The organism is Frateuria edaphi, assembly GCF_021117405.1.
Classification (GTDB): Bacteria; Pseudomonadota; Gammaproteobacteria; order Xanthomonadales; family Rhodanobacteraceae; genus Frateuria_A; species Frateuria_A edaphi.
This window is the reverse complement of record NZ_CP088251.1, coordinates 915,705-927,399: the sequence shown is the minus strand read 5'-3', so window position 1 is coordinate 927,399 and position 11,695 is coordinate 915,705. Positions and strand designations below refer to the sequence as shown.

The 11,695-nt window shown below is 66.4% G+C and carries 12 protein-coding genes; 7 read left to right on the top strand and 5 right to left on the bottom strand.

Annotated elements, in window-relative coordinates:
• Window positions 1–39: 39 nt before the first annotated feature.
• The 4 genes from LQ772_RS04285 to pilG all read right to left on the bottom strand — a co-directional run bounded on the left by LQ772_RS04285 (window position 40) and on the right by pilG (window position 3,495).
• A complete protein-coding gene (locus LQ772_RS04285) occupies window positions 40–2,070 on the bottom strand; it encodes a methyl-accepting chemotaxis protein (RefSeq protein WP_231324278.1) in 2,031 nt (676 codons plus the stop codon).
• 118 nt (window positions 2,071–2,188) lie between these two features.
• Entirely contained in the window at window positions 2,189–2,734 is a 546-nt protein-coding gene (locus LQ772_RS04280) for a chemotaxis protein CheW (protein ID WP_231324276.1), read from the bottom strand.
• Window positions 2,731–3,102 carry a response regulator gene (locus tag LQ772_RS04275; protein ID WP_091337433.1) on the bottom strand — a complete coding sequence of 124 codons (372 nt, stop codon included), beginning with the start codon at window positions 3,100–3,102 and terminating at the stop codon, window positions 2,731–2,733. Before LQ772_RS04275 ends, LQ772_RS04280 begins: the two co-directional genes overlap by 4 nt.
• A 36-nt stretch (window positions 3,103–3,138) precedes the next feature.
• On the bottom strand, window positions 3,139–3,495 hold the full coding sequence (gene pilG / locus LQ772_RS04270; protein ID WP_209620096.1) for a twitching motility response regulator PilG: 357 nt from the start codon (window positions 3,493–3,495) through the stop codon (window positions 3,139–3,141).
• 379 nt (window positions 3,496–3,874) lie between these two features.
• On the opposite strand from pilG, the gene gshB reads away from it, so the two are divergent.
• The 7 genes from gshB to LQ772_RS04235 all read left to right on the top strand — a co-directional run bounded on the left by gshB (window position 3,875) and on the right by LQ772_RS04235 (window position 10,340).
• Window positions 3,875–4,837, top strand: a complete 963-nt coding sequence (gene gshB, locus LQ772_RS04265; RefSeq protein ID WP_231324257.1) for a glutathione synthase — start codon at window positions 3,875–3,877, stop codon at window positions 4,835–4,837.
• On the top strand, window positions 4,834–5,697 hold the full coding sequence (locus LQ772_RS04260) for an energy transducer TonB (RefSeq protein WP_231324255.1): 864 nt from the start codon (window positions 4,834–4,836) through the stop codon (window positions 5,695–5,697). Before gshB ends, LQ772_RS04260 begins: the two co-directional genes overlap by 4 nt.
• A gap of 93 nt (window positions 5,698–5,790) precedes the next feature.
• Window positions 5,791–6,363 carry a YqgE/AlgH family protein gene (locus tag LQ772_RS04255; protein WP_231324253.1) on the top strand — a complete coding sequence of 191 codons (573 nt, stop codon included), beginning with the start codon at window positions 5,791–5,793 and terminating at the stop codon, window positions 6,361–6,363.
• Between the two features lie 37 nt (window positions 6,364–6,400).
• The gene (gene ruvX / locus LQ772_RS04250) at window positions 6,401–6,832 is read left to right on the top strand and encodes a Holliday junction resolvase RuvX (RefSeq protein WP_231324251.1); all 432 of its coding nucleotides are present in this window, start codon (window positions 6,401–6,403) and stop codon (window positions 6,830–6,832) included.
• Window positions 6,833–6,886: 54 nt separating this feature from the next.
• On the top strand, window positions 6,887–7,813 hold the full coding sequence (locus LQ772_RS04245; protein WP_231324249.1) for an aspartate carbamoyltransferase catalytic subunit: 927 nt from the start codon (window positions 6,887–6,889) through the stop codon (window positions 7,811–7,813).
• Between the two features lie 96 nt (window positions 7,814–7,909).
• Window positions 7,910–9,685: a hypothetical protein gene (locus LQ772_RS04240; RefSeq protein ID WP_231324248.1), complete on the top strand. Its 1,776-nt coding sequence runs from the start codon at window positions 7,910–7,912 to the stop codon at window positions 9,683–9,685.
• Window positions 9,686–9,956: 271 nt separating this feature from the next.
• A complete protein-coding gene (locus LQ772_RS04235; protein WP_231324246.1) occupies window positions 9,957–10,340 on the top strand; it encodes a BON domain-containing protein in 384 nt (127 codons plus the stop codon).
• Between the two features lie 155 nt (window positions 10,341–10,495).
• On the opposite strand, the gene LQ772_RS04230 is transcribed toward LQ772_RS04235, so the two are convergent.
• Complete coding sequence (locus LQ772_RS04230; protein WP_231324244.1) at window positions 10,496–11,662, bottom strand: PilT/PilU family type 4a pilus ATPase; 1,167 nt, start codon at window positions 11,660–11,662, stop codon at window positions 10,496–10,498.
• Window positions 11,663–11,695: the final 33 nt, after the last annotated feature.

Below are 11,695 nucleotides of genomic sequence, written 5' to 3'. Positions count from 1 at the left end.
CACAACCGTTCGAGGTTGCCCTCTGTCGGTAAACGTTGATCAACCCGGCAGCTTGAAGTGCGCCACCGAGCGCCGCAGGTCGCTGGCGAGCTGGGCCAGGTAGCCGATCGAGTCGGCCGTCTGGCTCGCGCCCTGCGAGGTCTGCGAAGTGATTTCCTGGATCGCGTTCATCGACTGCGAAATGTCGGTCGCCGCCGCGGACTGCTGACGCGCCGCGGTGGAGATGTTCTGAATCAGCGCCGACAGATCGTGCGACACGCGTTCGATATCGCCCAGCGCGCTGCCCGCGTCCTCGGCGAGGCGTGCACCGGCGACCACCTCGGAGGTGGTCTGCTCCATGGAGCTGACCGCTTCGTTGGTATCGGACTGAATGGTCTGCACCAGCGTTTCGATTCGCTTGGTCGCGCTGGCCGAGCGTTCCGCCAGGCGCTGCACTTCGTCCGCCACCACCGCGAAGCCGCGGCCCGCCTCACCGGCCGAGGCCGCCTGGATGGCCGCGTTCAACGCCAGGATGTTGGTCTGCTCGGCAATGTCGTTGATCAGTTCCACGATCGAGCCGATTTCCTGCGAGGACTCGCCCAGGCGCTTGATGCGCTTGGAGGTTTCCTGGATCTGGTCGCGGATCGAGTCCATGCCGGAGATGGTCTCGCGCACCACTTCGGCGCCGCGCGAGGCGATCTGCACCGAGCGTTCGGCCACGTCGGCCGATTCGGCCGAGTCCTTGGACACGTTGTCCATGAGGCTCGCGATCTGGTTGATCGCCGAAGTCGCCGTGCTGATTCGCGCGGCCTGGCTCTGCGCCGCGTCGGCCAGGTGGCGCGCGGTGGTCTGGGTTTCCTGCGCCGACGAGGACACCTGCTCGGAGGTCTCGTTGATCGTGGTCACCAGGGTGCGCAGCTCGTCGATGGCGTAGTTCACCGAGTCGGCGATCGCGCCGGTGATGTCCTCCGACACCGTGGTCTTGACCGTCAGGTCACCTTCCGCGAGCGAGCCCATCTCGTCCAGCAGGCGCATGATCGCCTCCTGGTTGCGCTGGTTCAGCTCGGTCGAATCCTGGAAGCGCTTGCGCTGGTCGCGCACCAGGGTAACCACCAGCAGCAGCGCGAAGGCCACCGCGCCGGCGGCGCCCAGCACGCCCCACCACACGTTCGGGAACAGGCGGCGGAACGGCAGCTTGCCAATCTGGTCGGACAGCTCGTTCGCGCGCAGCAGCACGTTCTGCGAATCCAGCGAGGCCTGGTTGCCGGCGTTCTTCACGTCGGCGATCGGCGCCGCAGCCGACACCAGCTTGGCGATCGGATCGGCCAGTGCCGCCCAGTTGACCTGCATGTCGGTAAGGATCTTGCGCGCGTTGGCGTCGCCCATGGCCTTGACGCCGGCATCAGCGTTGCCGTCGGTCAGGCCCTTGAGCACCGTGCCGTAGAGCTGCGCGTCGCGCGCGAGGCCGTCGGCCGCCGCCTGTGCGGAGTCACCGCCTTGAAGCACTTCCTGCACGCGGCGAACCATGCGGTCAGCAAGCAGCATCTGGCGCGAGGAACCGAGCATCTGCTCGGCGCTGCCGTTGCGCTGCTGCAGGATGTTGGTGACCTGGTCCATGCTCGAGTTGAGCAGCGGCATCTGCTGCGAGAGCTTGTCCGCACGCTGGGCCGAATCCAGCACGACCCCCTTGTTGGACAGGATCTTCTTGATGTCGCCGTCGAGTTGGCCCCAGGCGTTGACCAGTGCGGTCACGCTGCGGCCGGCCGGTGTGGCGTTGTTGTCGCCGTAGGCCTCCATACCGCCCTTAGGGTCGCCCTTGGCGAGCTTGAGCACCGCCGCGTCGATCGCGTTGCGGGTGCTCTCCAGTTCCTTGAAGGAGTCGACGTTGCCGTCGGAGGCCTCGAGGGCGTACTTGGCGGTCTGCTGCGACAGCACCTGGATCTGCGTGGTCAGCGCACTGGCCTGGCGGTCCTCGCCGTTCTTCTGGTTCAGCAGGAAGAAATCCAGCGCCGCGAAACCGATCGCTATCAGCAGCAGGACGATGAGGCCCGTATAGCCCCGTTCCTTGCCGATGCCCCCTGTAGTGCTCATCGTTACACCTCGTCCGTCTACCATCCCGCCGGGCCGCGCTTCGACCGCGCTGCGCTGGCGGGACCTCTCGCCCCTGGTATCCGGCCACGCACGGCACCGGCCCTACATATCGCTCCGCTCAGGCCGCGGCCTGGCGGAAATCCGGCGCGCGCACGAGCCGGTTCATGCTGAACACACCCAACCGCTGTTCGCCCACCGCCACGCGCTCGCCAACAAAACGAGTCAGGCGCGGATCGTCCTCGGAGACGGACTCGCGGCGCTGTTCTTCGTCCACCGTGCGCTGGCCGAACACCTCGTCGACCATCAGCGCGACGCTGCCGCCGCCCTGGCGAACGATCAAGAGACGCGTGCGCTCGGTCGGCTGGGTGCGCTCGCCGAACAGGAAGCGGTTGAAATCGATGACCGGCACCAGATTGCCGCGCACGTTCGCGACACCCATCAGCCAGGGCTGGGTCAGCGGCACCGGAGTCAACACGGGCACCGCCAGCAGTTCGTTGATCTCGTCGATGGCGCTGACGAACAACCGCGAACCGACGCGATAACCGATGCCGCGCCACAGGCCGGGCGCTTCCATCCGGTCCTGCACGTCCTGGGCGTGCGCCAGCGACAGGCGCTCGTAGCGGGCCAGGATCTCGAACGGCGTGAGGTTCGCGCTCTCGTTCATGCCGCGCTCGGCAACAGGTCATTGATGCAGGTCAGCAGTTCCTTCTCGTTGACCGGCTTGGTGATGAACGCGCGCGCGCCCTGGCGCAGGCCCCAGACGCGGTCGGTTTCCATCGACTTGGTGGTGATCATCACGATCGGCACGTTCGAGGTGACCGGGTCGCGCGTGAGCGTGCGGGTGGCCTGGAAGCCGTTCATGCCGGGCATGATGACGTCCATGATGACCAGGTCCGGCAGCTCGGCGCGGACGCGCTCGATGCCTTCCTCGGCGGTACTGACGGCGGCGACCGCGTAGCCGGCCTTCTCGAGCAGCGTGGTGAACACGCGCACGTCGGTCGGTGAGTCGTCGATGATGAGAATCTTTGCCACAGGTCTCCCCTATAAGACGCTGCAGTCAGTGGCTTTTCAAACCGTGCTGACGTGACGATGGATGGCGCCAAGCAGTTCGTCGCGGGTGAACGGCTTGGTCAGGTATTGCTCGGCGCCGACGATGCGGCCGCGGGCCTTGTCGAACAGGCCGTCCTTCGAACTCAGCATGATCACCGGCGTGGCGCGGAACTGCGGGTTGTTCTTGATCAGCGCGCAGGTCTGGTAGCCGTCCAGCCGCGGCATCATGATGTCGACGAAGATGATGGCCGGCTTCTGGTCGGAGATCTTCGCCAGCGCCTCGAAGCCATCGACGGCCGTGAGCACCTCGCAGCCTTCCTTCTTGAGCAAGGTTTCGGCCGTTCGCCGGATGGTCTTGGAGTCATCGATCACCATGACCTTCAGACCGGACAAGCCGTTATCGCTCGTATTCAAGTTCACTCAACCCCCCTGCTGCCCGCCCGAGGCTCAGGTAAGGCACACGGGCCGGGCGGATGCCGACCAGTGTGCATAAAAAACCGCAACTTGTTCTGTGGTTGCGTTCCGGTTGCCGGCAACGCATTCATTGCGTTGCTGTTTACCGCCTGTCACAAGCGGCGTCAAGCAAAAATCAAGGCGTGGAGCCGGCTGATGGGTTGTATCGGCAAACGCGTCAGTTCTTGAGCGAACGCGTCAGAACTTGCCGCATTGCGCCCCCTCGGCCACCATCCTGACCTGCCGCGCATGCCACTTGCCCATCCCCGGCTGCGCATCTTCCTGCCACGGAGCATTTTTCATGCCGCTTTCGGTCGCCGTGCTGATGGATCCGATCAGCACCATCAAGGTCGCCAAGGACACCAGCTTCGCCATGCTGCTGGAGGCGCAACGCCGCGGCCATGCGCTGCATTACATGGAACAGGGTGACCTCGGGTTGCGCGATGGCGTCCCGTTCGCCCGCCTGGCGCCGTTGTCGGTGCGGGACGACCCGTCCGGCTGGTACACGCTGGGCGAGCGCCATTGGCGCGACCTGAGCGAGATGGACGTGGTGCTCATGCGCAAAGACCCACCGGTCGATGCGCAGTTCATCTACGACACCATGGTGCTGGACGCGGCCCAGCGCTCGGGCGTGCAGGTGGTGAACAATCCGCAGGCCCTGCGCGACTGCAACGAGAAGCTGTTCACCCTGCAGTTCCCCCAATGCATCGCGCCCACGCTGGTTTCGCGCGACGCCAGCGAGCTGCGCCGTTTCGTCACCGAACACGGCGAGGTGGTGCTCAAGCCGCTGGACGGCATGGGCGGGCGCGGAATCTTCCGGGTCAGGGCCGGCGACAGCAACCTCAACTCGATGCTCGAAACGCTGCTGGCCGGGGGCATGCACGGCGAAGGCCGGCATTTCACCATCGCGCAGAAGTTCATCCCGGCGATCAGCGCGGGAGACAAGCGTATCCTGCTTGTCGATGGCGAACCGGTGCCTTACGCACTGGCGCGCATCCCCCAGGGCGACGAGTTCCGCGGCAACCTCGCCGCCGGTGGCCGCGGCGTGGGCGTGCCGCTCAGCGAACGCGACCGCTGGATCGCGGCCCAGGTTGCGCCCGAATTGCGTCGCCGCGGCCTGCGTTTCGTGGGTCTGGACGTGATCGGCGACTACCTCACCGAGATCAACGTCACATCCCCGACGTGTGCGCGCGAACTGGACGCGCAGTTCGGGCTTAATATCGCTGGATTGCTGTTCGACGCGATCGAGAACGTCCCCGCGTGAGTGCCACCGTCCGCCGTCCCGACACCCCTGATCCGATCGGGGCGACCTTGCTGTTCTCCCTGCTGCTGCACGGCGTGCTGGTGCTCGGGTTGACGTTTCATTTCGTCAAGCCCAGGCCGAGCCTGCCGACGCTGGACGTGACCCTGGTCGACGTCGCCAACCGCGATGCGCCGGACAAGGCCGACTTCCTGGCGCAGGCCAACAACCGCGGCGGCGGCAACAGCGACGAGGTCGGCCGTCCCACCGAGCGGCTGTCCGGCCTGCTGCCGGTACCGAACAACGGTGGCGCCCCCCTGCCACTGCAAGAGCAGCACCTCCAGGCCCAGAACGCCACCCCGGACCGTTTGGTCACGACGATCGGAAACAGCAGGCACAAAGTGGCGAGCGACACGGCCGACACGGCGCGGCCTGAAACCGAACAGCCGTCCGACCTCGAACGGCTCCGGCAGGAAGCGGCCAGGCTGACCGCCGAGCGGGACCGCAAGGTCAAGCGTTACGCCAAGCGCCCGGTGAAGAAATTCCTCTCGGCCAATACCGCCGAAGGCATGTATGCGGCCTATCTCCACGGCTGGTTCAAGCGTGTCGAGCGCATCGGCAACCTCAACTATCCCGACGAGGCCCGGCGCCAGCACATCCACGGCGATCTCGAGGTCAGCGTAGGGCTGAATCGCGACGGCACCATCGCCGAGATTCAGGTCATCCGCAGTTCGGGATCACCGGTGCTGGACAACGCGGCCAAGCGCATCGTGCATCTCTCGGCACCGTTCCCGCCATGGCCGCAGGACAAGCAGGGCACCACCATTCTCTACATCGACCGGGTGTGGGAGTTCGGCGCCGACGACACGCTGCGCCATCGTTGAGCCGCGGCAGGCGGGATCGAGGGTTCACCCAACGCAGGCGCTTCACATCGCGCGCGTTACAACGAATGCCCTCCCCCGCATTACAATGGCCGCATGAGCGCCGTCCCCAACCCGCAGACCCTCGCCGGACATTTCCTGATCGCCATGCCGAGCCTGGCCGAGCCGCCGTTTTCGCGCAGCGTGGCTTTCCTGTGCCAGCACGACGAGGACGGTGCCGTGGGCCTGCTGGTCAACCGGCTTTCCGAATACCGGCTCGGCGACGTGCTGGCGCAGCTCAAGCTCGACTGCAGCGACCTGGAGCTGGCCGACCGGCCGGTGCTGATCGGCGGTCCGGTGCAGCAGGAGCGCGGGTTCGTGCTGCACCGCGAGCACGGCCACTGGGAATCGAGCTATCGCATCAACGCCGAATGGTCGGTGACCACCTCGCGCGACATCCTGGTTGCCATGGCGGCCGGCGAAGGACCGCAGGATGCATTGATGGCGCTGGGCTACGCGGGCTGGAGCGCCGGCCAGCTCGAGCAGGAACTGAAAGACAACAGCTGGCTCACCGCAGAAGCGAACGAGCGGGTGATGTTCCACACCCCGCTGGAAGAACGCTGGAGCGCGGCCGCCGGCCTGGTCGGTGTCGATCCGCTGCAGCTTCCCGGCTACGCGGGCCACGCGTGACCGGCTGGCGGGCGATCGACGACACGGTCGAGCACGCATGAGCTGCGTGCTGGGTTTCGACGTCGGCAACAAGCTGATCGGCGTGGCCATCGGCAACACCATCACCGCAAGCGCCCGCGCCCTGGCTGTCATACCCGTTCGCGACAGCGGCCCGGACTGGGCGCAATTGGACGTGCTGCATAAGCAATGGCAGCCGGACACACTAGTCGTGGGCCTGCCGCTTGCGCTGGACGGCACCGTGCAGCCGGCCACCCGGCTGGCCCGCCGTTTCGCCGAACACTTGCGCGAGCGCTACCGGGCGCCGGTCGCCCTGGTGGACGAACAGCACAGCTCGCAGGAAGCCGCGCAGCGCTTCGCGCAGGCGCGTGCCGCCGGCACGAAGCGCCGCAGCGACGCGGCCAATATCGATGCGGAAGCCGCCGCGGTGATCCTCGAACGCTGGCTTGCCGCAGCAACCGCCTCCCACTAGCTTGAGCCTGGCCATCGCATGTTCATCCCTTCCCGCGCCTTCGAACCGCCCGCCATGAGCCCTCGCCTGCGCCACTTGACCACGCTGGAAAACCTGCCCCGCGCCTGCATCGAGCGCCTGCTCGATCGCGCGCTGTCGATGCGCGACGCCTGTGCCCACGGCACCCGCAAGCTCGACCTGCTCAACGGGCGAACCGTGCTCAATTTGTTCTTCGAACCGTCCACGCGCACGCGTACGTCGTTCGAACTGGCCGCTCGCCGGCTGGGCGCGGACGTGATCAATTTCGACATCGGCTTCTCCTCCACCAGCAAGGGCGAAGAGTTGTTCGACACGCTGCACACGCTCGAGGCAATGCACCTGGACGCCATCGTGGTGCGCCACAAAGCCTCCGGAACGCCCGAGGAGCTGGTGCGCCACGCGATGAGCGGCGTATCGGTGATCAACGCCGGTGACGGCAACCGCGCGCATCCCACCCAAGGCCTGCTCGACGTGATGACCATCCGCGAGCACCGCCCGGATTTCGAGAACCTGGCGGTGGTGATCTGCGGCGACATCAAGCACTCGCGCGTGGCGCGCTCGGACGTGCATGCGCTCACCGCGATGGGAGTGCGGGAGATTCGCCTGTGCGGCCCCGCGCCGCTGATGCCGTCGCAGGAGGAATTTCCCCGCTGCGTATTCGTCGAGGATTTCGACGAGGCGATCGCCGGCGCCGATGCGGCGATCATGCTGCGCCTGCAGAAGGAGCGCATGAGCGCCACCGAACTTCCCGACGAGGCGGCGTACTTCGCCCGCTACGGCCTGGATACCCGCCGCCTCGGGTTGGCGGCCAAGGGCTGCCTGGTGATGCATCCGGGCCCGATCAACCGCGGCGTGGAAATCGCCTCGGACGTTGCCGACGGCGCGCAGTCGAAGATCCTCGAGCAGGTCGGCAACGGCGTGTTCGTCCGCATGGCGGTGCTGGGCGAGCTGCTCGCCCGCTGATCGCGGGCTTAAAGCCCCAACTGCAGGCACAGGCGGTTCGCCTCGGGGGCGCGGCATAATGGCCGCGCCTCTTTTTCTTTTTCAGGGAACCGAATCATGCGATCGACGAAGCGCACTCTCGCGCTGGCTTTGGCTGGCCTGTTGCTGGCGGCGTGTGGACACAAGGACAAGGACGCCCCGCTGGCCTTCGCCCCCGCGGACACGCCCTACGTGGTGGCCAACCTGGACGTGCTGGACGACGACACCCGCGCCGCCCTGTTCGCCCAGGCCGATGCCCAGATGCCGGCGGAAGTGGCCCAGCTGCGCGCCGCCGCCGACGAGATGGCCGCCAAGGACGCCGACACGGCCAACCTGCTGCGCGCCTTCGCCAAGGAGCTGGACGGCAAGACGGTCGAATCGTTCTCGCAGGGCGCCGGACTGGACCTCAAGGGCTACTCCGCGCTTTATGGCCTGGGCCTGGCGCCGGTGCTGCGTTTCCAGCTCAGCGACACTGACGCGTTCGAAGCGTTCGTCGGTCGCCTGGAATCCGCGTACGGCAAGAAGTTCGACGTCGCCAGCGTCGACAAGCAGAGCTACCGCCGCCACGTCTCGGTCGCCACGGGCACCCAGCTCATCCTGGCCGTGGTCGGCAAGCAGGCTGTCGCAGCGATCCTGCCCGCGGACGCTGCCCAGCCGCTGCTGCGCCAGGCGCTGGGCCTGGATCGCCCGGCCAGGAACCTTCAGGATGACGGCCGTCTCGCCAAGCTGGCCAAGGCCCGGGGCTACGAGCAGTGGGCGGTGGGCGAGCTCGACCTGACCCGCGCCCTGCCACTCGCCGCCAGCGGCAAGGACCCGTTGTTCAACGCCCTGCTCAAGGCCCGCGCGCAGGCCGAGTCGGCCAAGACGGGCGAGCCGGTCGCCAACCAGTTGCAGATCCCGCCCAGCTGCCAGGTCGATGCCACGCGCATCGCCAGCCGCGTGCCGCAACTGAGCTTCGGCTACACCCGGCTCGAAGCCAAGCACCAGGACATGCGTTGGGACGTCTCGCTGGCCAGCGACATCACCCAGGCCTTCAGCGGCCTGAAAGTGGAGTTGCCGGGACTCGGCACGACGCAGGCCACCTCGCCGTTCGAATTCTTCCTGGCCCTGCCGGTCGCGCAGATGCGCGCTTTCTGGGGCGCCCAGGCCGACGCGGTGGCAGCGAAGCCTTTCACCTGCCCCGCCCTGACCGACCTCAACGACACCTTCGCCAAGCTGGGTCAGAACATGCAGAAGGCGGCCATCCCGCCTTTCGGCGATCTGCTCGGACTGGGCCTCTCACTGGACAGCTTCACACCCGGCCAGGCCAATGCCATGCCGCAGTTCACCGGCCGACTGGTGCTTGGTACCAGCAATCCGGCCGGCCTGCTGGCGATGGGCCAGATGATGACCCCCGCACTGGCACAGCTGAAGCTCACGGCCGACGGGAAGCCGGTGGCGTTGCCGCCTAACCTCGCCAACATGTTCGGCCAGCCGGCGTGGCTGGCGATGGGCGCGAAGAGCCTCGGGCTCGGCATGGGCGCGGGCGAGGATGGCAAGCTTGCCGACGCGCTCAAGGCACCGATCGGCGACGCCGGCCAGATGCTGCGCATGCACCTCAACGGCCAGATGTACCTGGACTGGGTCAACCTGATGCAGCAGAAGGCCGACAGCCTGGCTTCCGCGGCAGCGGCGCTGAGCAAGGATGAGTCGGCCGGCACGGAAGACCCGGCCGACAAGGCCGCCACCGAGGCGCGCACCAAGGCGCAGTTCGCAGCCATGCGCGCCCAGGCGGCGCGCATCGAATCGATGGATGCCGAAGCCCACGTCGATGGCAACGGCCTGGTGATCAGCGGCCAGACCACGCTCAAGTAAGCGAGCGCCAAAGGCTTGCCAGACGGGGCGCCTCCAAGGGTGCCCCGTTTTTTTGGGTGCTGCTTCCATGCATGCACGTGACGCGAGCGCGCAACAGGCCGCTCACCCTCCTTTCGCGCCGTCCGAACCTTCCTTTCAGCCAGCCGTTCACAACGGTAATTGCCACTGAACGGCGAACCGGCTGACGCACAACTTGTTCACGGGAGCCCTGTTGCGATGACTCCCGCGGTGCAAACGCATCGTGTTGCGACATTCACCCAAGGAGAGTGCCATGCGTACCCATTCCGCGTTCCATCGAGCCTTCATCGCCGCCGGCCTGACCGCTGCGTTGGCCGCCGTGCCGTTCGCGCAGGCCCTCGCCCAGGACGCCGACGCGCAGTCCAGCGGCAGCATGCAATCGAGCGACCAGACCGTGCCGGGCAAGGTGGACGATGCCTGGATCACCACCAAGGTGAAGTCCGAATTCGCCACCACCTCCGAGATCCCCGCCAGCAAGATCTCTGTGGACACCCATGACGGCATGGTGCGGCTGACCGGTACGGTCGCCAGCAACATGGACAAGAACCGCGCCATCCAGGTCGCGCACAACGTCAAGGGCGTCAAGAGCGTCGATGCCACCGGCCTGACCGTGACCGCAGGTGCGGATTCTCCGTAACCCACCCCCGCCCGGCGCCAATCGGGCAATAAAAAAAAGGAGCCCCCGGGGCTCCTTTTTTTATCCGTCGAGCTTCCGCGTACCAGGAGGATTTCGACTTCGGTGTTGCGCGCCAGTGCCCGGCGCGAGCGGATGATGGTGATTCGCGACGCCTCTCAGCGCCGGAGCATGCCGCCGCCGAACTGGCTGTTGTCGCGGGTATCTTCCAGCTCTACGCCTTCCAGACCCTGGGACAAGGTGTGCGCATCGCCGCCCTGGGCCAGCTTGATGCGCAAGCGCACCTCGTTGGAGCTGTCGGCGTGGCGAAGTGCGTCCTCGTAGCTGATCTCGCCGGCGTGATAGAGCTCGACCAGGCTCTGGTCGAACGTGCGCATGCCGAGGTTGACCGAGTCCTTCATCACTTCCTTGATCTTGTGGATCTCGCCCTGGCGGATGTAGTCCTGCACCAGCGGCGTGCCCAGCAGCACCTCGACTGCCACGCGCCGCGCCTTGCCGTCGGGCGTGGGGATCAGCTGCTGCGCCACGATGCCCTTGAGGTTCAGCGACAGGTCCATGAACAACTGCTGGCGCCGGTCTTCGGGGAAGAAATGCAGGATGCGGTCGATCGCCTGGTTGGCGTTGTTCGCATGCAGCGTGCACAGGCACAGGTGTCCGGTCTCGGAGAAGTTGATCGCGTACTCCATCGTCTCGCGGGTACGCACCTCGCCGATCAGGATCACGTCGGGCGCCTGGCGCAGGGTGTTCTTCAGCGCGTTGTCCCAGCTGTCGGTGTCGATGCCGAGCTCGCGCTGGGTAATGATGCAGCCCTCGTGCTTGTGCACGTACTCGATCGGGTCTTCGATCGTGATGATGTGGCCGGTCGAATTCTGGTTGCGGTAACCCACCATCGCGGCCAGCGAGGTCGACTTACCCGAACCGGTGGCGCCGACGAAGATGATGATGCCGCGCTTGGTCATCGACAGCGTCTTGAGCACCGGCGGCAGCGTGAGCTCCTCGAAGGTCGGGATCTTCGACTCGATCCGGCGCAGCACCATTCCCACGCAGTTGCGCTGGTAGAAGCACGACACGCGGAAGCGGCCCACGCCCTGCGCTGAGATCGCGAACTGGCACTCGTGGGTCTTCTCGAACTCCTCGCGCTGCGCCGGCGTCATGATGTTGAGCACCATGTCGCGCGCCTGCTGCACGGACAGCGGGCTCTGCGTGATCGGCACGACGCGGCCCTGCAGCTTCATCGACGGCGCCACGCCGGCGGTGACGAACAGGTCCGATGCCTTCTTGTGCACCATCAGCTTGAGGAAGGAGGTGAAGTCGAAATCGCTCATGGTGGTCTCCTCCGGGAGACGGATCCGGGGTGA